The sequence below is a fragment of the Chryseobacterium sp. genome, from assembly GCF_022869225.1.
Classification (GTDB): domain Bacteria; phylum Bacteroidota; class Bacteroidia; order Flavobacteriales; family Weeksellaceae; genus Chryseobacterium.
This window is the reverse complement of record NZ_JALIHL010000001.1, coordinates 335,730-358,517: the sequence shown is the minus strand read 5'-3', so window position 1 is coordinate 358,517 and position 22,788 is coordinate 335,730. Positions and strand designations below refer to the sequence as shown.

Annotated in this window: 24 protein-coding genes; 23 read left to right on the top strand and 1 reads right to left on the bottom strand. The window is 37.6% G+C overall.

Annotation, left to right across the window (positions count from 1 at the left end; all coding sequences use genetic code 11):
- Positions 1-63 precede the first annotated feature (63 nt).
- The 22 genes from MUW56_RS01775 (at position 64) to gcvP (ending at position 17,907) form a co-directional block, all read left to right on the top strand.
- Positions 64-654 carry a Crp/Fnr family transcriptional regulator gene (locus tag MUW56_RS01775; RefSeq protein ID WP_292011570.1) on the top strand — a complete coding sequence of 197 codons (591 nt, stop codon included), beginning with the start codon at positions 64-66 and terminating at the stop codon, positions 652-654.
- Positions 655-731: 77 nt separating this feature from the next.
- Positions 732-1,142, top strand: a complete 411-nt coding sequence (locus tag MUW56_RS01770; protein ID WP_292011569.1) for a VOC family protein — start codon at positions 732-734, stop codon at positions 1,140-1,142.
- A gap of 156 nt (positions 1,143-1,298) precedes the next feature.
- Positions 1,299-1,709, top strand: a complete 411-nt coding sequence (locus MUW56_RS01765) for a VOC family protein (protein ID WP_292011568.1) — start codon at positions 1,299-1,301, stop codon at positions 1,707-1,709.
- A 32-nt stretch (positions 1,710-1,741) separates the two neighbouring features.
- Positions 1,742-2,203: a hypothetical protein gene (locus MUW56_RS01760; RefSeq protein ID WP_292011567.1), complete on the top strand. Its 462-nt coding sequence runs from the start codon at positions 1,742-1,744 to the stop codon at positions 2,201-2,203.
- 246 nt (positions 2,204-2,449) lie between these two features.
- The gene (locus tag MUW56_RS01755) at positions 2,450-2,974 is read left to right on the top strand and encodes a DinB family protein (protein ID WP_292011566.1); all 525 of its coding nucleotides are present in this window, start codon (positions 2,450-2,452) and stop codon (positions 2,972-2,974) included.
- A gap of 3 nt (positions 2,975-2,977) precedes the next feature.
- Positions 2,978-3,754: an alpha/beta hydrolase gene (locus MUW56_RS01750; RefSeq protein WP_292011565.1), complete on the top strand. Its 777-nt coding sequence runs from the start codon at positions 2,978-2,980 to the stop codon at positions 3,752-3,754.
- A gap of 76 nt (positions 3,755-3,830) precedes the next feature.
- A complete protein-coding gene (locus MUW56_RS01745; RefSeq protein ID WP_292011564.1) occupies positions 3,831-4,262 on the top strand; it encodes a VOC family protein in 432 nt (143 codons plus the stop codon).
- A gap of 73 nt (positions 4,263-4,335) precedes the next feature.
- Positions 4,336-4,749, top strand: a complete 414-nt coding sequence (locus MUW56_RS01740; RefSeq protein WP_292011563.1) for an SRPBCC family protein — start codon at positions 4,336-4,338, stop codon at positions 4,747-4,749.
- Between the two features lie 35 nt (positions 4,750-4,784).
- Positions 4,785-5,024 (top strand): DNA-directed RNA polymerase subunit alpha C-terminal domain-containing protein, encoded by a 240-nt coding sequence (locus MUW56_RS01735; RefSeq protein WP_292011562.1) that lies wholly within the window; start codon positions 4,785-4,787, stop codon positions 5,022-5,024.
- Between the two features lie 209 nt (positions 5,025-5,233).
- The gene (locus tag MUW56_RS01730; protein ID WP_292011561.1) at positions 5,234-6,100 is read left to right on the top strand and encodes a VOC family protein; all 867 of its coding nucleotides are present in this window, start codon (positions 5,234-5,236) and stop codon (positions 6,098-6,100) included.
- A 46-nt stretch (positions 6,101-6,146) separates the two neighbouring features.
- Positions 6,147-6,980 (top strand): SDR family oxidoreductase, encoded by an 834-nt coding sequence (locus tag MUW56_RS01725; protein WP_292011560.1) that lies wholly within the window; start codon positions 6,147-6,149, stop codon positions 6,978-6,980.
- A gap of 85 nt (positions 6,981-7,065) precedes the next feature.
- The gene (locus tag MUW56_RS01720; protein ID WP_292011559.1) at positions 7,066-7,569 is read left to right on the top strand and encodes an SRPBCC domain-containing protein; all 504 of its coding nucleotides are present in this window, start codon (positions 7,066-7,068) and stop codon (positions 7,567-7,569) included.
- The gene (locus MUW56_RS01715) at positions 7,538-7,996 is read left to right on the top strand and encodes an SRPBCC domain-containing protein (RefSeq protein WP_292011558.1); all 459 of its coding nucleotides are present in this window, start codon (positions 7,538-7,540) and stop codon (positions 7,994-7,996) included. Before MUW56_RS01720 ends, MUW56_RS01715 begins: the two co-directional genes overlap by 32 nt.
- 47 nt (positions 7,997-8,043) lie before the next feature.
- Positions 8,044-8,502, top strand: a complete 459-nt coding sequence (locus MUW56_RS01710) for a hypothetical protein (protein WP_292011557.1) — start codon at positions 8,044-8,046, stop codon at positions 8,500-8,502.
- A 172-nt stretch (positions 8,503-8,674) separates the two neighbouring features.
- Complete coding sequence (locus tag MUW56_RS01705) at positions 8,675-10,681, top strand: S9 family peptidase (RefSeq protein WP_292011556.1); 2,007 nt, start codon at positions 8,675-8,677, stop codon at positions 10,679-10,681.
- Between the two features lie 642 nt (positions 10,682-11,323).
- Positions 11,324-11,878, top strand: a complete 555-nt coding sequence (locus MUW56_RS01700) for a sigma-70 family RNA polymerase sigma factor (protein WP_292011555.1) — start codon at positions 11,324-11,326, stop codon at positions 11,876-11,878.
- A 12-nt stretch (positions 11,879-11,890) separates the two neighbouring features.
- Positions 11,891-12,223 (top strand): hypothetical protein, encoded by a 333-nt coding sequence (locus tag MUW56_RS01695; protein ID WP_292011554.1) that lies wholly within the window; start codon positions 11,891-11,893, stop codon positions 12,221-12,223.
- A gap of 91 nt (positions 12,224-12,314) precedes the next feature.
- Positions 12,315-12,572, top strand: a complete 258-nt coding sequence (locus tag MUW56_RS01690; RefSeq protein WP_292011553.1) for a hypothetical protein — start codon at positions 12,315-12,317, stop codon at positions 12,570-12,572.
- Between the two features lie 120 nt (positions 12,573-12,692).
- Positions 12,693-13,211 carry a hypothetical protein gene (locus MUW56_RS01685; protein ID WP_292011552.1) on the top strand — a complete coding sequence of 173 codons (519 nt, stop codon included), beginning with the start codon at positions 12,693-12,695 and terminating at the stop codon, positions 13,209-13,211.
- On the top strand, positions 13,208-13,666 hold the full coding sequence (locus MUW56_RS01680) for a helix-turn-helix domain-containing protein (protein WP_292011551.1): 459 nt from the start codon (positions 13,208-13,210) through the stop codon (positions 13,664-13,666). Before MUW56_RS01685 ends, MUW56_RS01680 begins: the two co-directional genes overlap by 4 nt.
- Before the next feature lie 105 nt (positions 13,667-13,771).
- Positions 13,772-14,419: a DnaJ domain-containing protein gene (locus tag MUW56_RS01675; RefSeq protein ID WP_292011550.1), complete on the top strand. Its 648-nt coding sequence runs from the start codon at positions 13,772-13,774 to the stop codon at positions 14,417-14,419.
- A gap of 629 nt (positions 14,420-15,048) precedes the next feature.
- Positions 15,049-17,907 (top strand): aminomethyl-transferring glycine dehydrogenase, encoded by a 2,859-nt coding sequence (gene gcvP, locus MUW56_RS01670; protein WP_292011549.1) that lies wholly within the window; start codon positions 15,049-15,051, stop codon positions 17,905-17,907.
- 108 nt (positions 17,908-18,015) lie between these two features.
- On the opposite strand, the gene MUW56_RS01665 is transcribed toward gcvP, so the two are convergent.
- Positions 18,016-18,732, bottom strand: coding sequence for an ankyrin repeat domain-containing protein (locus MUW56_RS01665; RefSeq protein ID WP_292011548.1), 717 nt, complete (start codon positions 18,730-18,732; stop codon positions 18,016-18,018).
- A gap of 406 nt (positions 18,733-19,138) precedes the next feature.
- Between MUW56_RS01665 and MUW56_RS01660 the strand changes: the two genes are divergently transcribed.
- Positions 19,139-22,726 (top strand): T9SS type A sorting domain-containing protein, encoded by a 3,588-nt coding sequence (locus tag MUW56_RS01660; RefSeq protein ID WP_292011547.1) that lies wholly within the window; start codon positions 19,139-19,141, stop codon positions 22,724-22,726.
- The last annotated feature ends 62 nt before the right edge of the window (positions 22,727-22,788 follow it).

Below are 22,788 nucleotides of genomic sequence, written 5' to 3'. Positions count from 1 at the left end.
AATGTTTATTATCCTTAATTCAATTAAAAATTTTATTTTTAAGTTCTTAAAAAAATTAACCTGATGACCCATAAATCCTTAGAAATATGCTATGATTTTCCCTTTTTTTTTCAGGAAGAATTGGAAGAAATATTTAAGGCTCATGAAAAGACTTCATTTCAAAAAGGAGATTTTATCCTGGAAGAAGGAAAGACTGCCAATGAATATTATATTTTGGACAGCGGGTTAGCGCGTTCATTTGTTAATGATTTCAACGGAAACGAAGTGACTACTCATTTTTTTGTTGAGAATGAAGTGATTATTGAAGTGTTATCGATGTTTCAACGGATCCCGTCTCAGGAAAATATTGTTTGCATTACAGATTGTGAATGCTGGAAACTGGATTATGATACATTTCAAGAGTTGTTTCACAAAATACCCAATCTTAGAGAATGGGGAAGATCATGGATGTCTAAAGAGCTTTTTGCGTACAAACAGCGCTCTGTAGAGATGTTTACCCTTTCTGCGACCAAAAGATATCTGAATCTGCTGGAACAGAAATCAAAGGTGGTGCAGTTTGCTCCCCTGAAACAGATAGCCTCCTACCTTGGAGTAACGGATACTTCTTTAAGCCGTATCCGTAAAGAATTGGTTTCCCATCCCAAGAAAAATTAAATCTTGCCTTATGACAAGTTGATTTTCATGACAGTATGGTAATTTTGGTGAAAAGTATAACACTAAAATTATAAAATATGAAAGTCAATCAAATTTATGTGAACCTTCCGGTAAAAGATGTACAGAAAACAAAAAATTTCTGGACTACGCTGGGTTTTACGATCAATGAACAGTTTTCAGATGACAAAGCGGTATGCGTTGAAATGAAACAAGACAATATCTACGTAATGTTTCTGAAAGAAGATTATTTCCAGACCTTTATCAATAAACCTGTTGCCAAAAGTGATACCTCACAGGTATTGGTCGCAGTAGGCCTGAACAGCCGTGAAGAAGTGGATAACATAGTGAATACTGCCTTGAAAAACGGAGCGTCACAACATGAGGAGCCTCAGGATTACGGATGGATGTATCAAAATTCTTTCTGGGATATAGACGGACATGGCTGGAATATGACATTTGCTGATATTTCTCAAATGCCGGCACAATAGTTTAAAGATCCTGTTATCCGGTAGAAATAATCATTTTTCCGGGCTTTGAAAACGGGTCTCTTCATTTCAAATAAAATTAAATCTTGCCTTATGACAAGTATAATTTCACCACGTCAGGGTAATTTTGGTTAAAAGTTTAACATTAAAAATTACAAAATGAAAATCAATCAGATTTATGTCAATTTACCTGTAAAAGACGTACAAAAGACAAGAACATTCTGGACGAAGCTTGGCTTTTCAATCAATGAACAGTTTTCAAATGATAAAGCAATATGTGTCGTAATGAAAGAAGATCATATTTACACGATGTTTCTGAAAGAAGAATTTTTCCAAACATTTACAAACAGGCCTTTTGCTAAAGGAGATACTACACAGGTACTTCTTGCAATTGCAGTAAATAGCCGTGATGAAGTGAATGATATGGTTAAAACAGCAATCGAAAACGGAGGCTCAAAATATAGTGACCCCATGGATTACGGATGGATGTATCAAAGTAGTTTTGCAGACCTCAATGGCCATCAGTGGGAAGTAACATATGGAGATATTTCTCAATTGCCTGCAGAATAATCATTAGCTTCCAACTATCAAATAATAGTCATATGGAAACAAAATCAAATGATATAGAAATCATAAAAAATCAGGTAATCAGTAACTACTATTTGATTACGATGAATATTGACGGTATTACCCACGAAGAATCGATGATTTTTCCCAATGGTGAGGCCAATTGTATGAACTGGATTCTGGGGCATTTGATCTACATCAGAAACCCTTTACTGAATATTTTAGGAGAAGAGTCCGTGTGGGACAGTGAAAAATTTTCCTTCTACAACAGAGGTGAAATTGCTTTGAACCGAAAAGATGAATTGGTCAGTTTCGAAGATTTAAAATCCTATTTAAAACAATCTCAGGACAAGTTGGAAGCAAAACTCAACACCCTTGAAAGTTTTGAATCTGGAACGGTTAAAGATATCTCAACCCTTAGCCTTCATGAAATTTACCACAGCGGACAGCTGGGATATCTCCGAAGAATTTTAGGAAAACCGGGCGCCATAAAATAGCATAATGAAATTCTTCAAACCGATTTTGTATAGTCATCTGCAAAATCTGCGAGTAAATCATTCCTGATACAAAGTTCAGATTCCTTGCCTTGCGCGGAATGACAGAAGCATTGTTAAGGTATTCATCCTATTTTAAAAGAGTGCAGTTTTATCGCAGATAAAATCCTAGCGCCCTAAAAACATATAGTTTAAAATATTTTGCGCCTTTGCATTTTTCAACCTTCTAACTTCTAATATCAAATTAAAATGGACACACCAAAATCAAAAAAAATGGAAGTCATTATTCCGGCTTACAGAATGCATTCCCAAAGCTTTATGAACGTTTTGGACGGCATTTCGGAAGAAGACGCGTTGAAAAGAATTGAAAATAAGACCAACCATATCATATGGATGGCAGGAAACTTTGTCAACATGCGCTATGCCCTGGGCTGGGTATTGGGACTACAGACTGAGGATCCGTACAATGATCTGTTTTTCCAGGGAAAGACCCTGGATGAAAACAATAAATATCCAACTTTAGCTGATTTGAAGAACAATTTTCATGACATTTCCCCGAAAGTGTATCAGAAACTATGGGAAATAACAGATGAAGAACTGGAAGAAATCTTTGAAATGGGAATGAATATCCCTTTCATCAAAGAAACCAAACTCAACTTTACCGGAATGTGTATCGGTCGTGAAGATTATCTCTGCGGACAGATAGGACTGATGAGAAGGATCCTGGATTATCCGGGAATGAAATATGATGTGGACGAAAATCTTAAATACTGATCTATGAATCCTGTAGAAAAAGGGTACAAAAATGTCCACGGAATTCAGATGTACTATGAAATGTACGGTTCCGGAAAACCATTGGTCCTGATTCACGGTGGAGGATCTTCCATACTATTTGATTTTAAAGAGGTTATTGCCAGATTGGGAGATCAGTTTCAGCTGATTGGAATTGATTTACAAAATCATGGGAAAAGCGGACATCGCTATATCCCTGAAACATTTGAACAGGATGCTGATGATGTGGCTGCTCTTTTAGAAGAAATAGGTATTCATAAAGCTTCATTCTGGGGATTCAGTAATGGAGGAAGTACAGTGATGCAGATTGCCCACCGGCATCCGGAAATGGTAGAAAAACTGGTCGTTGCCTCTGCATTTTATAAACGCGACGGGATGATAGAAGGTTTTTTTGAATCAATGAACGAAGCTACGCTTGAATCAATGCCTGAACCATTAAAGATTAATTTTTTAAGCTTAAATCCTGATTTTTCAAAGCTTGAAAACATGTTTGATAAAGACAGTAAAAGGATGCAGACCTTTGAAGATTGGGATGATGGCGTATTAACCGCTATAAAATCACCGGCATTATTCATCAGTGGAGACAAAGATGTTATGAAACCGGAGCATACGGCAGCGATGTGGCGATTGGTGAAAGACTCACAGTTAATGATTCTTCCCGGTGTTCATGGAGCTTATATGATGGCTGATTTTGGAGGAAACGTAGCGGTCAACTTAATAGACTTTACCGTAAGAGAAGTAGAGAAATTCTTAAATCATTAAATCACAATTAACACGTAAAAATGATGGTGTTATTGGGGGTTTGAAAAATAAACATAAACATTTAAAATTAAAAATCATGGCAAAATTAAATCCGTACCTAAACTTTGATGGTACAGCAGAAGAAGCGTTCAACTTTTATAAATCTATTTTTGGAGGAGAGTTTGTAGGCGAAGTACACAAAATGGGAAATGCCCCGGGAACTGAAAATCTTTCGGAAGAAGAAAAAAACAGGGTAATGCACGTTGCTTTGCCTATTGGAAACGACCTTTTAATGGCATCCGATATTGTTCCGGGATTTGGACAGACGTTAACAGTGGGAAATAATAATTATGTTTCTATTTTCCCGGATTCAAGAGAGGAAGCTGAAAGACTTTTTAAGGGACTTTCAGAAGGGGGAAATGTAGAAATGCCACTTGAAGATCAGTTTTGGGGTGATTATTTTGGAAGCTTTCAGGATAAATATGGTGTTCATTGGATGGTGAACTATAATGATCAGTATACAAAATAATCTTATCTTTAACTCATTATAAAAGGGCACCCGTTTTCGGGTGGCCCTTTACCTAATCACTAAAACAGATAATATGGACCCGATTAAAATAGACATTACGATTTTAGCCCCAGTAGAAAAGGTTTGGAATTATTTTAATGAACCCAAGCATATCACAAAATGGAATTTTGCCCATGAAAGCTGGCAGTGTCCAAGTTCTGAGAATGATCTTAAGGTAGGAGGAAAGTTCAAAAACAGAATGGAAGCGAAGGATAAAAGCTTCGGATTTGACTTTGAAGGAGTCTATGATAAGGTTATTCCCTTTGAAAGAATAGAATACCACATTGCTGACGGAAGAAAAGTACAGGTGATCTTTGATAAGATCGATGAAAATACAACGAAAGTGATTGAGATCTTCGATCCTGAGAAGCAAAACTCTGTAGAAATGCAAAGAGATGGCTGGTATGCTATTCTCAATAATTTCCATAAATATGTTGAGAATCATTAAAAATATTTTTTATAGCCATGATCAATTTAGTTATCATGTCAAAAAGTTTAAATGCTGTTTATGCTGTTAATTATGATTCTAAAGAAGAATTTCTCCACGGGATAATTGCCTTTCCTGCCAGAAGAGCTTTGGAAAGAGAAAAAATAGATTCTTTAGAAAAGCTGTCAGACTATTCTGAAAAAGAAATTATGCAGCTGCATGGTTTTGGCAAGAATACGGTAGCTAAACTGAAGACTTATATGAAAGAAAACCAGGTGTTTTTTAAGGAAGCATAAGTATAATTCTGAAGATTTTTTGTCGTGTCATTGTAAAATGGGATAATTTTCCGCATAAAAAACGGCACCCCATTTCTTTTGTTTTTTGTTATGCTGACTAACCATCTAAATGAAAAATATCTCCCGCAGATTACGCAGATTATTGCGCTTGTTACCAATTCATCGGAGAGAAAAATACAGCTTTATCAATCAATTTTAAATATAAACTTATGAATAACGATATTTTCCCATGTCTCTGGTATGACGGAGATGCAAAACAATCTGCAGAATTTTACTGTAAGGTGTTTGGGGGTGAGATCACAGCAGATACTCCTGTTGTAATGAATGTTGATCTGTTCGGGCAGAGATTAATGCTGCTGAACGGAGGTCCGCAGTTTAAAAAGAATCCTTCCGTTTCTTTCATGGTAATCTGTGAAACGGAAGATGAGGTACAGAAATACTGGGATCAGCTATTGGAAGGCGGTATGGCATTGATGGATTTAGGATCTTATTCGTGGAGTAGAAAATACGGATGGGTACAGGACCAATACGGAGTAACCTGGCAGTTGTTTTTAGGAGAAAAGGCAAGTGATCAGAAAATCATTCCGACACTGATGTTTATCCATGGAAATAATGGAAAAGCCAAGGAAGCGATGGAGCTTTATACCCGAACTTTTCCTAATTCAAGCATCGGAAATATATTGAAATACGGAGACGGCGGAGAAGGGCACGGTATTCAGGAGCCGGCAGACCATGTGCAGCATGCTCATTTTGTAATTGATCATTACAGTTTGTTCTGCATGGATAATTCGTATGATCATCCGTTTGATTTTAATGAAGGAATTTCCATGGTCGTCATGACGGATGACCAGGAGCAGACAGATCATTACTGGAACACTTTGACTTCAAACGGAGGAAGAGAAAGTAGGTGCGGCTGGCTGAAAGATCCATATGATTTAAGCTGGCAGATTGTGCCGAAAAGACTGATCCAGCTCATGAATGATTCTGACCAGGAAAAAGCCTATAAAGTAGTTCAGGCGATGATGAAAATGCAGAAAATTATAATTAAGGATCTGGAAGACGCATACCAATCCTAAGGTTTTTCGGCTTACTGTTTGATGTAGTTTAGATAAAGATTTGCTTATGAAGACACAGAACAAGTCACAATCTAAGTCAAAAGTGCCTAAAGAAGGACTTTTTCCGGAAATTATCCGGAATGATTATCAGGGCAGCAAGAAGCTGCTTGGAAAAAAAGCCGTGATTTCAGGAGGAGACAGTGGAATTGGTCAGGCAGTGGCGGTTCATTTCGCGAGAGAAGGTGCAGATGTTGCCATTATCTATAAAGAAAGCGATGATGACGCCAAAGAGACCAAAAGGCTGGTAAAAAAAGAGGGACAGCAATGTATCCTGATCAAAGGAGATCTTACTAGGAAAGCCTTCAGGACCAAATGCGCAGAAAAGATTAAAACAGAATGGAAGAATCTTGATATCCTGGTTAACAATGCCGGTATTCATACCTCTGAAAACAGCCTTGAGAAAATTTCAGATGAACAGATCCGGGAAACATTTGAGACCAATATCATGTCTATGATCTCTTTCACACGGAATTTTCTTCCCTTCATCAGGAAAGGAGGCAGAATCATCTGTACAACTTCCGTTACAGCTTATAGAGGGAGTAATCATTTAATCGATTATGCGGCTACGAAAGGAGCGGTTCTGTCGTTTATCCGGTCACTTGCCGATAATCTCGCTGAAAAAAAGATCCTGGTCAATGGAGTAGCTCCCGGACCTATATGGACCCCGCTGGTGAAAGAAGCTTTTGATGACCTTTCTACTTTTGGAAAAGATACCCCTTTAAAAAGGGCTGGCCAGCCTTCTGAAGTAGCGCCTGCCTATGTTTTTCTTGCTTCCAAAGATGCCAGTTATATTACTGGGGAAGTGATCCACATCAACGGCGGTGATTTTGTCGGAGGATAAAATGAGAAGTTAAAAAGTGATTGACCAATAATTCTCTCACTCTCAAGCCCTCCAGCCAAGTACCCACCACCTAATACTTTAAAATATGGAACGATTATCATATGAAATAGAAATCAATGCCGAGCCTGAAAAAGTGTGGAGTGTCCTTTGGGGCGACATTACCTACAGGCAATGGACAACGGCTTTTAAAGACGGTTCTTTTTACGAAGGAACGCTCGAAGAAAATAATATTGTCAAATTTCTGGATCCCAAAAACAACGGAATGTACAGCAGAGTAGTAAAAGTGATCCCTAACGAAGAAATAACGTTTCTGCATCTGGGTGAGATTTATGATGGTATTGAAGTTTCACAGGATTGGGGTGAAGCTACAGAAGCTTACTTTTTAAAGGAGAATGAAGAAGGAACTTTGTTGAGAGCCGAAATTCAGACTCCTGCAGAATTTAAAGAATTTTTGAAGAGAAATTTCCAAAAGCGATGTCACTCGTTAAGCATCTTTCGGAAAATCAGCTGTAGGAACTGCCAAAAAAATAGTATTACAAATCATAAAAAATTAAAATATGGAAACCTTATCATACGAAACAGTAATTGACGCACCCATGCAGAAAGTCTGGGATATTCTCTGGAGCCCTGAAACGTATAGTGAATGGACCAGGTATTTTGGAGAAGGATCTGTCATGAAATCTGATTGGAAGGTGGGCGGAAAGACCTACTTCGTTAATGCCAATGGAGAAGGGATGGTTTCTACCATAGACAGTCTGGATGAACCCAGACAGGTGGTATTCAAACATCTGGGAATGGTAGATAAAGAAGGACATGAAGATACACAAAGCAAGGAAGTAATGGAATGGAGCGGCAGTTTTGAAAAATATTTCCTGATAGATTTTGATGGGAAAACAAAGCTTCATACGGAAGTTCAGGTTGAAAAAGAATGGCAGGATCATCTTAATACAGGTTTTACAAAAGGATTGATGGTTGTAAAAAGCATTGCCGAGGGAGCCAATTTAACTTCGGTATAAAATCTCCGGAATCTGCCATCTACCAACTTTTATCCGCTATCTAAGTTATGAAACTACTAATCATTCTTTTTGCCACATTTATTCTGGCTTTGCTGGGAACCTTTGTTTTTCAGGGGAAACCGGATTTTATATTTTCAGGAAATCTGGGAATGGCTGTTTTTATCATCTTTACAGGTTTTTCACATTTTAAATTCCAAAAAGGAATGGCATTGATGATCCCTGATTTTATCCCTGGAAAACTGTTTTGGGTCTATTGTACGGGTGTATTGGAAATTGCAGCGGGAATTGGGCTTATGATTCCGGCCATTCGTGAAACTACAGCCGTTTTACTGATCATATTTTATGTACTGGTTTTTATAGCCAACATTAATTCCTCCCGGAAAAAGATCAATATTTTTAAAGCAGATTATACCGGACCCGGGATGAAATACCTTTATTATCAAAGAATTCCCATGCAGGTTATTTTAATTGTCTGGACATGGTATTTCGGAATTTATTTATATTAAAAAAGATCGTCGGGAAAGGCTGTCTTTTTCATATTATTGGTATTTTTTTAAATTAAGTGATAAAAAATTTGTAACATTTTATAGGGATAGTGTGTCTTATTGTATAAATGCACTTGTTTTTATTATTTTAAAAAAGAGCTTTCAATAACTTTTAACCTTTAAAATATAAGTTATGAATTTACTGAATCCCAACATTTTCGGTACAGCCTATATTGTACTGTCTACGATCATGATCAACGCACAAAGTTCTACTGCCAAACTGCCGGGAGATCCTACTTTGCCATCTTCCAAAGCCAATCTTGAAAAGCTTATTTCTTACGACAAAGGAACCTTCAAATATAAAGTTGAAGATTATTTTGCAAGGCCGAAAGCGTCAGCATTTAAAATTTCCCCGGATGGCAAATACCTTTCCTATAAAGAAAAGGATCAGGACCGTAAAAATCATGTTTATGTCAAAGACCTGAATACAGGAAAAATTACCAAAGCCATTGTAGAAAAAGAGGATCTGATCAAAAGCTACGGCTGGCTTAATAAAAAAAGACTTTTCTACACCCAGGATAAAGGTGGAAATGAAAATATCCATCTTTATGCAGCGGATGTTGACGGAGGAAACCTTAAAGATTTAACACCGTTTGAGGGGATTACTCTGGGGACCATAAAACCGATAAAAGATACTGATTTCGTTGTTGTAACGATGAATAAAAACAACAAACAGATTTTTGAACCTTATAAAATCAATTTCATTACAGGAGAAATAACTCAGCTGTATGAAAATAAAGATGTTAACAGCCCTATAGATGACTATATTTTTGATAAGGACGGGAATCTGAGAGGGTATACGGTTCTTGAAAACGGACTGACAACAAAAACCTATTATAAAGACCTGCAGACAGGGAAGTTTAACCTTATGAAGTCAACAGACTGGTCTGATACGTTCAATATCATCAGGTTTAATGATAACTCCAAGAATAAAGATGAAGCCTATGTGGTTACCAATCTGGACAGTGACAAGGCCAGGATTGTATTGTATGATCTAAAGAAAAATACAGTCATCAAGGAGGTTTATTCGAATCCTGTATATGATGTGAATTCCATTAGTGTTGCCGGTAAAAACAGGAATTATGAACTGGATTATATCAGCTATAATGGAATTAAGGGGGAAACGGTTCCTGTAAGTAAATTTTACAAGGAAATCGACGATAAATTAAAATCTCAGTTTAAAGAAAAAGAGTTTGGGATCGTTTCTTCAGATGATAATGATGAAAAACTTCTGGTAATTGTAGGAAGTGATAAATTGTATGGAACTTATTATGAATATGATACCAAGGGTAAGGAATTAAAGGTTCTTTACAACCTTATGCCGCAACTGAAGGAAGAGGATATGGCTGAAATGCGGCCTATTGAATTCAAAAGCAGGGACGGATTGACGATTCATGGCTATATAACGTTACCCAAAGCTGCTTTGGAAGGCAAAAAAGTACCTTTGGTCGTAAACCCTCACGGAGGTCCGCAGGGAATCAGGGATGACTGGGGATTTAATCCGGAAGCTCAGTTATTTGCGAGCAGAGGATACGCTACCCTTCAGGTGAATTTCAGAATTTCAGGAGGTTACGGAAAAGAGTTCCAGAAAGCAGGGTATAAGCAGATCGGAAGAAGAGCAATGGATGATGTGGAAGATGGAGTCAACTATGTTATCAGCCAGGGATGGGTAGATAAAAATAAAGTAGCCATCTATGGAGGAAGCCATGGCGGCTATGCCACTTTGATGGGATTGATCAAAACGCCGGACTTATATGCCTGTGGTGTAGACTATGTAGGCGTGTCCAATATTTTTACTTTCTTTGATTCCTTCCCGGAATACTGGAAGCCTTATAAGGAAATGGTAAAACAGATCTGGTATGATCTGGATAATCCTGAAGAAGCTAAGATTGCCAAAGAAGTTTCACCGGTTTACCAGATTGATAAGATCAAAAAGCCTTTGTTTGTCGTACAGGGTGCGAATGACCCGAGAGTCAATATCAATGAATCCGATCAGATTGTAAAAGCCATGCGTGCTAAAGGATTTGAAGTTCCTTACATGGTAAAATATGATGAGGGACACGGGTTTGGAAAAGAACCGAACAGAATTGAGCTTTACAAATATATGTTAGGATTCTTTGCGGAGAATTTTAATAAGTAACTAATAATTTTATAATGTTTGGAACGGAGGGCTCAGGTCTTCCGTTTCTTTTTTGTCACAAATCGCAAAGACGCTAGAGATTCTATAAGGGTTCTGTTTTTAAGGTGCAAAGATTTTATCGCCGATAAAATTGAATACCGGCTATTTTAAATCTTCTCGCCAATTGTGCAGATTAAGCAGATGCTTGTAGATAGATCTGAGAAATCCCGGTAATCTGCGAGAAATAATAACACATCGTTTGCCGGAACACTTCAATTTTCTTGCGCCTTAAAATAATGCATAATGATTATAAAAGTTTGCATCCTTGCGATTCACAACAAAAAAGAAGGCCGTTTTATTATTCATCAATTATCATTAATAATCCTAGCCCCGATAGCAGCGGTTACCCCGCAGCAAGCACGGGATCCTTCGGCTACGCTCAGGATGACAGCCTGGTGCGAGGAGTATGAGCGGATAGCGGGAAAAAGCTCCCTTAAAAATAAACAATGAGTAATAAGCAATGAGTAATCTGATAACATAAGAAGATAAAAAGATCGATGGATAAAAGAAAAACTGAATTGTAAGAAAAATATTTTAAATTTATTAAAGTAAAACCAAAAGGATAGCCGTCATAGCAGTATGGAGGTTGTCGAAAAAGTAACAATGCCACAGAAGGAGAAAGAAAGCATCATCTCACAAACCGTTTCCAACTACGGAGGGAAGCTGATGTCCTATATTCGTCCTAAAGTGAAAAACGCTGAAGATGCGGAAGATATTCTGCAGGAGGTGTGGTATCAGTTCAGCAGCATTACAAATCTTTCTGAGATTGTGAATGTAGGGGGCTGGCTGTATAGGGTGACGGCAAATAAAATTACGGACCGTTACCGTAAAAAGAAAACAGAAAATCTTGAAGATTTCGTCTATGAAGATGAAGACGGAAGCTTTTCCATCAAAGATATTTTACTGATGGACGAGAGCGCAGGTCCTGAAGTGAAGATGTTTCAGGATGAGATCTGGAAAAAACTGTTTGAGGCACTTGATGAACTTCCCGAAAAACAAAGGCTGGTCTACGTAGAAAATGAGCTGAACGACAAAACCCTCCAGGAGATCGCCGATGAACAGGAAGAAAACATCAAGACGATTATCAGCAGAAAAAACTATGCTGTGAAGCACTTGAGAAACAGATTGAGAAGATTATACGAAGATTTAAAAAGTTAGTAAAAAGAAATTATGAATTATAAACACAAAAAAGGCTGGATTTTTTTATTGTTATGTCCGCCATTGATCCTCTTAGCCGTTACATGGATTGTGATGTCACTTTGGAACTGCCTGCTTCCTGAAATTTTAGGAGTGAAGGCCATTACATTCTGGCAGGCTATGGGAATACTGGTTTTAAGTAAAATTCTTTTCGGGGGCTTTCATTTTGGAAAAGGGATGAGAGATTTCAAGGAAAGAAAAATGAGACAGAAAATGGAAGGATGGTCGCCTGAAGAAAGAGAGAAATTCAAAGAGGTATGGAGAAATAAATGCTCGGGAGGATTCTTCAACAGAAACAACGAATAATTTAAAAATTTTAAAGAAGTAGTAAAGTAAAATTAAAATTCATTCGTCTCTATAAAAAACAAGAAGTAGTAAAATTTAAAATTTTGAAAAAATGAAAAATTCAGCATTAAAAGGAGCTCTTGGAGCACTAGCCGTTGTGGGGGTAGCCCTAATCGCTAAAAAAGCCGCACAAAGAAAAAGATTTATCAAAGGTATTTTTGATGAATATGGAATCAAGGAAAAATCCCCATTCGGATTAGCAGATAAGATCAGAGAAATGAATGAAGAGGAGTACCAGGAATTAAAAGGGAAATTTAAAAAAGAATTTACTTCAAGATGCTGCAAAAAGGATAATATCTGCGAAGCATAAGATGTAAAATACTAAATTGAAATTGTTAAAATCCGGCGCGGGAAGCAAAGCTTCCCGCGCCGGATTTTTCTATAATTATACAATTTGTATAATTATTGCTATATTTGAGAAAGCAAACTGATGAAAATTAAAATTATACGAGTAGGCGATAATGGATTAATTGATGGTGAAATAATAGATTCCAGAAAAACAAAAATTCCTTTACCATCAATAACTGACGGCTGGAGATTTAATTTTAAAAAGCATTCAAAAAATAAAGATACTGAAACTTATGTCTTGATTATTGATGGGAAAAATAGGATAGAAGGTTGTTTAGTATTTGAAATGAGAGATAAGGTTGAGCCTTATATGGCCTATATAGAGATCGCTCCTCACAATAAAGGAGACCAAAAAGAGTTTGACAGGGTAGCCGGTTGCTTAATTGCCTATGCAAGCAAATTGAGTTTTATCTATGGAAAAGGATACTATTTAGGGTGGCTGGCTTTTGATGTTAAAGAAGAAACAGAAGAAGCTATGCTTAAATTGATGACTGTTTATTCTGAGAAATACAGAGCTCAAAGATTTGCGGAAACAACGATAATGCTTATTGCACCGGAAGATGGTGAGTGGTTGATTAATGAATATTTAAATGTAAAATGATGAAAGCAAAAGAATCAGTTTTTGATAAAAAAAAGGAGTTAATCAAAGATCATATTAAGGCGGAATCTTTGAAACAAAGTAAAGAAAGAATAATAAGAAATGAACTTCTTTCTATACGGTATAAAATTGAAAATTATATAGATTCAAATACTTTTGAACCTGAAAAATCATTGAAAGCACTTGATTTTATAAAAATGTATCTTAAAGTATTGGATATTACTAAAAAAGACTTGGCGAAGCATTTGGATATGCATGATTCAAATCTGCATAAATATTTATCTGGAGAAAGGAAATTGAACGCACAAATTGTACTGAAATTAAGCAAATTTACCCATACAAACCCGGAATATTGGTTCAGAATCCAAATTAAAAATGAATTATTAGAACTGAAAAAAGAATCAGAAAAAGTTTCGGATTACACTAAGTATGACTATAAATATTTGGCTGAAGACTAATTTTATTAAAGCTGTTTCATGAGTAATGAAGTGGTTCTTTTATCAGTAAATTTCTCTTTTTCATTGAGTAACTAGAAAAATAAATCCTTATTTTTGTACTGCTCAATGAAAGATTATTACTATTTTCTCGGTATACCCCAGGATGCTTCGGAAGAGGATATTAAAAAAGCCTACCGAAAGCTGTCTTTGAAATACCATCCGGATAAAAATGACAATGATGATTTTTTTGCTGACCGTTTCCGAGAGATTCAGGAAGCATATGAGATCCTGAGTGATGCTGTAAAAAGACGGGCTTACGATCAGAATTTGGAGAATCATCAGAAAAGCTTCAGATATACGGTTCCACCTGCGATCAAAACTTTTACAGCCAATAAGATTCACGCTAAAAAAGGGGAGGAGATTATTATCAGCTGGCAAACGAGTAATGCCGACGTGGTAAAAGTATTACCTTTTGGGCTGGAAAAACCTTACGGAGAAAGAATATTTAAGATTACAGAATTTAAGAACGGTAAATTCCAGCTGTTACTTCATGCGACCAATTCTCTTCTGCATAAAACGGCTGTTCAGGGTATTACCATTACAGAAGTTTTTGAAAATGATTCCGAGAAATTCAAAAACAGTGTTGAGGAAATGTTTAAGCCACAGCCTGCTACCAGAATAAACAAATCAGGCCAGCCTAAAATTGTGATGCTGCTGGTGGGAATTATAGTGTTGATTGTTGCTATTTACTTCCTGATAAAAAGCTTTAGCTAGTTTAAGCCATTTTTTTTCTTCCAGGACACTTTTTACATCTTTTCCCTTTTTTGAATTTCTTGCAGCACGATTTCTTTTCACAAAACATCTCTTCATTATTGAAGGAGTATACGGGAGCCAAAGGCGGAACTTTAAATGGAGTAATCATATTCATGCTGCAAATATATTAATTTAGAATAAATATAATTAATAATTTTTCATAAAAATCTTAAAACGTGACGGATAACAGCCGCCGCCTACTTCTGAGCAGATCCATAAGACCAGAATCTCTCGATAATAATTATTGAATTTGATGTAAATAAATTTGACTTCGGATATAAAATTAGCCGGAGCCGCAAAAAATTTTTTAAAATAAATCAGGATCAGAAAGTGGAATATTTACCCCTATTTTTAAATGAAATATCAATATCTTATTGGAGATAAATTAATTGTTTTATTAAGTATTATGCATAAAATAGTGCATATTTTTATTTAAACCTGAGAGAGCTTGTCATAAATTTATTAAAAGCTCATCTCGTTGAAACCCACAAGTATTTTCGTGAATTATCATCCGTTGCAGGCTCTTGTACAATCGTTCAAAAAATTGTAATTTTACCCATCTTTTTACAAACAAAATCTAATAAATAAAAATGAATACAGAACAGTTTGTGAGCCGTCACATTTCCCTTAATGAAGCCGATAAACAGGCGATGTTGGAAAAGCTTGGCGTTTCTAGTATTGAAGAGTTAATTTCTCAAACCATTCCTTCTTCTATCCGCTTAGAAAAAGATCTTGAGATCTCGGAACCGCTTTCAGAATACGAAATGCTGAACCATTCCAAAGAGCTGGCATCAAAGAATACGGATTATACAAGTTATATCGGTTTCGGGTACCATAACACCTTGCTGCCATCAGCTATTCAAAGAAATATCTTTGAAAATCCGAGCTGGTATACGGCATATACACCTTATCAGGCGGAGATTGCCCAGGGAAGGCTGGAAGCTCTTCTTAATTTCCAGACTGTAGTATGTGACCTTACAGGTTTTGCATTAGCTAACGCATCTCTATTGGATGAGTCTACAGCAGCAGCTGAAGCTATGCATATGTTTTTCAACAACAGAACTAAAGACCAGAAGAAAGCAGGAGCCAATAAATTCTTCGTTTCCGACCTTGTTTTTCCTCAGACCCTTTCGGTATTAAAAACAAAAGCTGAAGGACTGGAAATTGAGATCGTCATCGGAGATCATAAAACACATCCGCTTGATGCTTCTTATTATGGTGTACTGTTGCAGTATCCCGGGAAAAACGGAATTGTTCTTGATTATACTGAAGATATTGTAGAATATAAAAAACTGGATCTTCAGGTGGCCGTTGCCTGTGATCCGATGGCTTTGGTAAAGCTGAAGTCTCCTGCTGAAATGGGAGCTGACTGTGCCGTAGGAACTTCACAAAGATTTGGTATTCCATTGGGCTACGGAGGTCCTCACGCAGCATTCTTTGCTTGTAGAGAAGATTATAAAAGAGATATTCCGGGAAGAATCATCGGGGTTTCTCAGGATATGTACGGAAAACGTGCATTAAGAATGGCTTTACAAACAAGAGAACAGCATATTAAAAGAGAAAAAGCAACTTCCAATATCTGTACAGCTCAGGTTCTTTTGGCAGTAATGGCGGGGATGTATGCTGTTTATCACGGTCCGAAAGGATTAAACTATATCGCTGATCAGATCCACTTTAAAGCAAATGCATTAAAGAACGGTCTTAAGGCATTAGGATACCAAACCGTAGAAGAGCCGATCTTCGATACGGTGAAAATCGTAATGGCTGAAGATGAGAAAGGCAGACTGATGAGAATGATGCAGGATCACAGAATCAACCTTAATTACTTTACTGAAGGAGTGGTAAGTGTTGCAATCAATGAAAGTACAACATTAGAGAAATTAAACTATCTGATGACTTCTTTCGCTCAGTTTAAAGATAAGCAGAGCTTCAAATTGGAAATCAAAGAAGGATACAGCATTCCTGAAGAAAATTTAAGAAAGGATGAAATCCTTACAGAAGAAGTATTCAACAAATACCATACTGAAACAGAATTGATGCGTTACATCAAGCGTCTTGAGAGAAAAGATTTATCATTGACGCATTCAATGATCTCTTTAGGATCTTGTACAATGAAACTGAACGCAGCGACTGAAATGTTGCCGCTGTCTTGGGCAGATTGGGGAAGTGTACACCCGTTCGTACCGGTAGATCAGGCTGGCGGATATCAGCAGATGATTGCAGAACTTGAAAAAGATCTTGCTGAGATCACCGGTTTTGCAGGAACTTCATTACAGCCGAATTCAGGAGCTCAGGGTGAATATGCAGGATTAATGGTAATCAGAGAATACCACATTTCAAGAGGAGACCACCACAGAAATGTAGTATTGATTCCTCAGTCTGCACACGGAACAAATCCGGCTTCCGCAGCGATGGCAGGAATGAAGATCGTAGTCGTTAAAAACCTTGAAAACGGGGAAATCGACTTCGAAGACCTTAAAGCTAAAACAGAGCAGCATTCAGAGAATCTATCAGCGGTAATGATTACTTATCCGTCTACTTACGGATTCTTTGATGCGAATATTAAAGAAATTACCAACCTGATTCACGAACACGGAGGACAGGTATATATGGATGGTGCCAATATGAACGCGCAGGTAGGATTTACAAGTCCTGGAAATATCGGAGCTGACGTTTGCCACCTTAACCTTCACAAAACTTTTGCTATTCCTCACGGAGGCGGAGGTCCCGGAGTAGGGCCTATCTGTGTTGCTAAACACCTGGTTCCTTTCCTTCCTTCTAACGCGAATATCAGAATCGGAGCTAAAGAAGCGATCGAAGGTATTTCCGCAGCCCCTTACGGTTCAGGATTGATCCTTAACATTTCTTATGCTTACATCAAGATGTTGGGAACGGATGGTCTGAAAAAGGCTACAGGACATGCTATTCTAAATGCCAACTATCTTAAAGAAATATTGGCAGAGCATTTCCCTATCTTATATTCAAATGATAACGGAAGAGTAGCTCACGAATGTATCGTAGATTTCCGTCAGTTCAAATCTTTAGGAATTGAAGTAGCGGATGTAGCGAAGAGATTGATGGACTATGGTTTCCATGCGCCTACCGTTTCTTTCCCTGTTGCAGGAACATTGATGATTGAGCCTACGGAATCTGAAAGCAAGTCTGAAATCGACCGTTTTGCAGAAGCGTTGATCTCTATCAAAAAAGAAATTGATGAAATTGCAAATGGAGAAGCTGATGCAGCAAACAACGTATTGAAAAATGCTCCTCATACAGAGCAGTTGGTGATTTCCGATTCTTGGGACAAACCATACAGCAGAGAAAAGGCAGCTTATCCTCTGGAATGGGTAAGAGATCACAAATTCTTTGCTTCTGTATCAAGAGTAGATGAAGCTTACGGAGACAGAAACTTAGTGTGTACGTGTGAGCCGATTGAAGCTTATATGTAATTGAAGTTTTTTCCGGATATAACAAATCCCTTTCAGTAATGAGAGGGATTTGTTATTTTTTATCAATAAATTGAAATTCGTATGGGCATTTTTGTCATTGCAAGCGAGCTATTGTAAAAGTTTTACTATTTCCGGGTTGTTCTTTTCTTTTGCTAAATCTAAAGCTGTTTTCCCATCTTTATTTTTAATCGTCAGATCGGGTTTGTATTGCAGCAAAAATTTTACGGTTTCCAAATTTCCTCCCTGAGCACAATACATTATTGGAGTTTCATGGTCTTTGTCAATATTATTGATGTTTGCGCCATTTTTAATAAGATATTCCGCAATGTTCAAATAGCCTTTCCCGATAGCTGATGCGAGTGGTGTTGCATCATCATTGGCTTTGGTATCCACTTCAGCTTTGTTTTCTATCAAAAGCTTCACTACTTCTATTTTATTGTTTCTTGTCGCAAATCTTAAAGCTGACCATCCGTTTGCATCTTGAAAATTTGGATTTGCGTTGTTTTTTAAAAGCAACTCAACAATTTTTATATTTCCTTCCTGCGCGGCAAAATTCAACGATGTTGCCGTAGTTTCTAACGGCATATTCACGTCAGCGCCCTTTTTAATAAGCAGCTCAACAATTTTTGCATTTCCAGTTCCTGCTGCAGCATATAAAGGGGTAATGCCGTCTTCTTTTGATTTTTGGTTGACATTCTCTCCTTTTTCTATAAGCTTACTGACCCTCTCAAAATCCTGATCTTTAATGGCAGTAAATATTTTTTGTGAATACACAGAATTAAAGGTTAATAATGATAAAACAATGAAAAAGCTTTTAGTTTTCATAAAGGTTAAGTTTTTTTGGAATAAAATGTAAGAGACAAATATAAAATAATATTTCTTATATTCTCAAACCTTACAGTCCTCCATTGTGGGCAAAGCATTTGTGCTGAACCTGCCGAAATGAAGCGTCTATAGGCTGATATCCGGCAAGAAGTTCTAAATGATATTTCAAAACCGCAGGAGTGGCGGGAAATATACTTCAAATATTTGCCGGCAACGTTATCCGGAGTAGATGAACCCACAGGAAGTTAGTTGGTACCTGTGAGCCGGTTGAAGCTTATATGCACTACCAATTTTACAAATCAATAAAAAATCCTAAGTCTTGTCTGGGATTTTATTTTACGAAAAAATGCTCGTGAATTTTTTATATTTTTGCCGGCAATTAAAATTAATAACCTAATAAGAACAAATGAACAAAATTTTATTTCTTTTTTGTGGTCTTTCTTATGCTTTGACGGCTGCACAGACCGCTTTTCCTCAGGATATCGTGATTGACGACAGCTATGGGGTAATCCGACCCAATAAAGTCATATCCGTAGATTTCGATAATGATGGAAAGACAGATATTCTTACCAATTCAACCACTTACTATACCAAAATAGTCTGGCTCAGGAATGATCAGATCAATAACGGCTTTCGACATGCCCAAACCTTGTATACCCATACAGACACGATAGTTGATTTTGATGCCAAGGATGTAACAGGTGACGGAATAACGGATATTATTTTCAGTACAGCCACTGGTCTTTTTATGCTTAAAGGAACCGCTGCGGGCCCTAATCCTGCTTTTACGGCGCCTATCACGATTATCGATGTGAAAGTTCCTGTGTTTCAGGTGGTGGATGTAGACGGAGACGGTTATCAGGATATTTACTGGCACCAGAGTAACGGAACATTTTGGAGAAAAAATGATGGTACCGGAAACTTTACAGTCAGTAAAAAGGTACTTGCCTCTCCTCCCGAGATTTCCTTTATGAAAGATCTGGATCATGATAATAAACCGGATCTGATCAAAAAGTCCGGATTTGATGTGGAGTGGCATAAAAATGACGGGACGGGAACTTTTACTTTTAAACAGAAGATTTTAGGAGTAGCAGGCCTTCAGCTTCAGACTGGGGATGTAGATGCGGATGGAGATACCGATCTTATCTATGTCTACGATAATGTGGGGACACAGATCAGGTGGTTCAAAAACCTTAACGGGTCGGGGAATTTTTCCACTGAACAAATCATGTCCAATATTCCTTACAATCCGGCTAATATTGAAAACTATATTCCTGACAGATACAAACTGAAAATGCTGGATGTTGACAATGATGGTAAACAGGATGTGGTATTCAGCGTCTACTGGGATAAGAAGCTGTATTGGAAAAAGAATCTCGGAAATGGAGCCTTTGGTCCGGATCAGCTGATTACTGATGCGGTAAGAGGAGTAATATCATTTGATATAGGTGATTTTAATCAGGATACAAAGAAAGATATAGCAGTTGCTTCATTTCTGGATAATAGAATTGGCTGGTATCAGAATACGACAGGCTCAGGGAATTTTGGACCTGAAAAGATCATTACCGAAAGTATTGACGGACTTAATAAAATCTCAACCGGTGATATTGATGGCGATGGTGACCATGATCTATTAGCCTCTTCCGCAGCAGATGGAAAGCTTACCTGGTACCAGAATACAAACGGACAGGGAGCCTTCTCCGGAATGCAGAAAATAATTGCCAAAGGATTATATTCGGTAACCGATGCTGCTTTGGTAGATATGGATGGAGACGGTGATAAAGATGTTGTAGTAAATTACCGAGAGGTAATAAATGCTAACCTGACCCATCATAAGATTGTTTGGTATGAAAATGCCGGCGGCGGGAACTTTACCACTCAGCATGTAGTGGTGGGGGATCAGACGATTGATATCCTTAGAATAGCATGTGCTGATTTTGACAATGATGGTGATGTGGATATCGTATCAGCTTCAAGAGACAACAGGATCGCATGGTTTAAAAATGATGGTACAGGTAATTTTGGCCCGGCACAGACTTTTACTGTTCCGGTAAGCGGTAAAACAGTACTGGGCATCAGAATAGATGATTTTGATGGGGATGGAGATAAGGACATTCTTATATCTTATAATAATGATGAAATTGTTTGGCATGAAAATGCAGATGGATTGGGAGCATTTACCACCAGGCATCTGGTTATTCATGATATGCATTGTCCGATGGATATTTATTCGGAAGATATGGATAATGACGGGGATAAGGATATCCTGTTTGTCAATTATTATCAGAATGAAGTGGGATGGTTTGAAAATTTGGACGGATTAGGAAATTACGGTCCTAAAAAAGTGGTTGCAAGCGGTACCATGAATTATATGGTACATCCAAGGTCTGTATTTGCCAAGGATATGGATGGAGACGGCCTGAAAGATCTGCTTACAACTTCCAATGTGGCCCCAAAGTTCAGGTGGTATAAAAATAACGGGAATAAGACATTTGACGGCACACCAAGGCTGATCAGCAACAATATCGGACGTGTAGCCTCTATGGAAGCTTCAGACCTGAATGGTGACGGCGTTTCTGAGCTTATTGCTGGATGTGAAAAGGGAGAAGCATTGTTGACGGACAGACCCAATATGATCACCTGGTTTGAAACGTATACGGCTTTTCAAAATAAAACCAAAGGAAAAATTCGCTATGATATCGATAACAATGGATGTGATGCGAATGATACTGCTGCATCTATGATCATGGTGTCTACTCAGAATGCTAACAATACCTATTCTACTTTTACCAATGGAAATGGTGAATATACTATCATAGCAGGACAGGGGCAGTACACTACTTTTGTAGATACTTCACTTCCGAATTATACGGTGAATCCTCAAAATCATTCCTATACGTTTACTTCCACAGGAGTGACAGATATCGCTGATTTCTGTATTGCCCCTAATCAGGTGTATAAAGACCTTGAGGTAAGTATTTATCCGGTTTTGGCTGCAAGACCGGGATTTGATACGAAATACAGAATGGTTGTCCGCAATAAGGGAACCCAGAAAGTAAGCGGTCAGATTTCATTGGCCTATAACGATGCAAAGATGAATTTCCTTCAGGCTTCATCTGCGGTAGCCTCGCAAACCAACGGAAATGTAAGTTTTAATTACCAGGATTTTGCCCCTTTTCAGACCAAAACAATTGATCTGAGATTCAACGTTCTTCCAATGCCTGCCAATAATATTGGAGAGCAGCTGCATATCAACGGCACCGCTATCGTTTTCGGGGATGTTACCCCCGCAGATAACGAGTTCAGCCTGCGTCAAACGGTTGTAGGCTCTTATGATCCGAATGATATCACAGTGTTGGAAGGTTCCCAGATCCCTTTGCAGGATGCCGGTGAATATCTGCATTATATCATCCGTTTCCAGAATACCGGAAATCATTTTGCTGAAAAAGTGAGAATTCATAATATTCTGGACGCTAAACTAGATTGGTCTACGCTAAGCTTAGAATCTTACAGCCATCCAAGCGAAGTGAAAATTATCAACGGAAATGATGTGGAATTTAATTTTAATGCCATTTATCTTCCGGGAACCAATGATGAGCCCAATTCACATGGATACATTGCTTATAAGATAAAGCCTAAAGCCAATGTTCAGGTCAATGATATTGTACATAATGTAGCTGATATTTACTTTGATTATAATCCCGCAGTGGTTACCAATACCGTTTCAACAAAGATTATTGACCAGATGTTAGGAACCAAAGAACAGGTAAAAAATACAGTACATATCTATCCTAACCCTACGGCCGGAATTATTCATCTGAATACAGGATCGGTTCCTGAAAAAGTAGAAGTATACAATGCTTTGGGACAAAAAGTAAAAACATTCCGGAATGCCAGCAGAGTAGATCTCTCAGATTTGGCTGCCGGAGTCTATATGCTGAATGTAACTTCAAAAAAAGACGGCTTGACTGCCGTTAAGGTCCTTAAAAAATAAACCCAGCAGCATTCAAAAAAGAAACACCTCTCCAATTTTGAGAGGTGTTTTTAATAGATTGT

Coding starts and splice junctions, on each gene's coding strand:
- MUW56_RS01770 (WP_292011569.1), top strand. CDS start 732: ATGAAAGTCAATCAAATTTATGTGAACCTTCCGGTAAAAGATGTACAG.
- MUW56_RS01750 (WP_292011565.1), top strand. CDS start 2,978: ATGAATCCTGTAGAAAAAGGGTACAAAAATGTCCACGGAATTCAGATG.
- MUW56_RS01710 (WP_292011557.1), top strand. CDS start 8,044: ATGAAACTACTAATCATTCTTTTTGCCACATTTATTCTGGCTTTGCTG.
- MUW56_RS01740 (WP_292011563.1), top strand. CDS start 4,336: ATGGACCCGATTAAAATAGACATTACGATTTTAGCCCCAGTAGAAAAG.
- MUW56_RS01730 (WP_292011561.1), top strand. CDS start 5,234: ATGAATAACGATATTTTCCCATGTCTCTGGTATGACGGAGATGCAAAA.
- MUW56_RS01675 (WP_292011550.1), top strand. CDS start 13,772: ATGAAAGATTATTACTATTTTCTCGGTATACCCCAGGATGCTTCGGAA.
- MUW56_RS01705 (WP_292011556.1), top strand. CDS start 8,675: ATGAATTTACTGAATCCCAACATTTTCGGTACAGCCTATATTGTACTG.
- MUW56_RS01760 (WP_292011567.1), top strand. CDS start 1,742: ATGGAAACAAAATCAAATGATATAGAAATCATAAAAAATCAGGTAATC.
- MUW56_RS01735 (WP_292011562.1), top strand. CDS start 4,785: ATGTCAAAAAGTTTAAATGCTGTTTATGCTGTTAATTATGATTCTAAA.
- gcvP (WP_292011549.1), top strand. CDS start 15,049: ATGAATACAGAACAGTTTGTGAGCCGTCACATTTCCCTTAATGAAGCC.
- MUW56_RS01745 (WP_292011564.1), top strand. CDS start 3,831: ATGGCAAAATTAAATCCGTACCTAAACTTTGATGGTACAGCAGAAGAA.
- MUW56_RS01715 (WP_292011558.1), top strand. CDS start 7,538: ATGGAAACCTTATCATACGAAACAGTAATTGACGCACCCATGCAGAAA.
- MUW56_RS01665 (WP_292011548.1), bottom strand. CDS start 18,732: ATGAAAACTAAAAGCTTTTTCATTGTTTTATCATTATTAACCTTTAAT.
- MUW56_RS01680 (WP_292011551.1), top strand. CDS start 13,208: ATGATGAAAGCAAAAGAATCAGTTTTTGATAAAAAAAAGGAGTTAATC.
- MUW56_RS01755 (WP_292011566.1), top strand. CDS start 2,450: ATGGACACACCAAAATCAAAAAAAATGGAAGTCATTATTCCGGCTTAC.
- MUW56_RS01725 (WP_292011560.1), top strand. CDS start 6,147: ATGAAGACACAGAACAAGTCACAATCTAAGTCAAAAGTGCCTAAAGAA.
- MUW56_RS01685 (WP_292011552.1), top strand. CDS start 12,693: ATGAAAATTAAAATTATACGAGTAGGCGATAATGGATTAATTGATGGT.
- MUW56_RS01695 (WP_292011554.1), top strand. CDS start 11,891: ATGAATTATAAACACAAAAAAGGCTGGATTTTTTTATTGTTATGTCCG.
- MUW56_RS01720 (WP_292011559.1), top strand. CDS start 7,066: ATGGAACGATTATCATATGAAATAGAAATCAATGCCGAGCCTGAAAAA.
- MUW56_RS01660 (WP_292011547.1), top strand. CDS start 19,139: ATGAACAAAATTTTATTTCTTTTTTGTGGTCTTTCTTATGCTTTGACG.
- MUW56_RS01775 (WP_292011570.1), top strand. CDS start 64: ATGACCCATAAATCCTTAGAAATATGCTATGATTTTCCCTTTTTTTTT.
- MUW56_RS01700 (WP_292011555.1), top strand. CDS start 11,324: ATGCCACAGAAGGAGAAAGAAAGCATCATCTCACAAACCGTTTCCAAC.
- MUW56_RS01765 (WP_292011568.1), top strand. CDS start 1,299: ATGAAAATCAATCAGATTTATGTCAATTTACCTGTAAAAGACGTACAA.
- MUW56_RS01690 (WP_292011553.1), top strand. CDS start 12,315: ATGAAAAATTCAGCATTAAAAGGAGCTCTTGGAGCACTAGCCGTTGTG.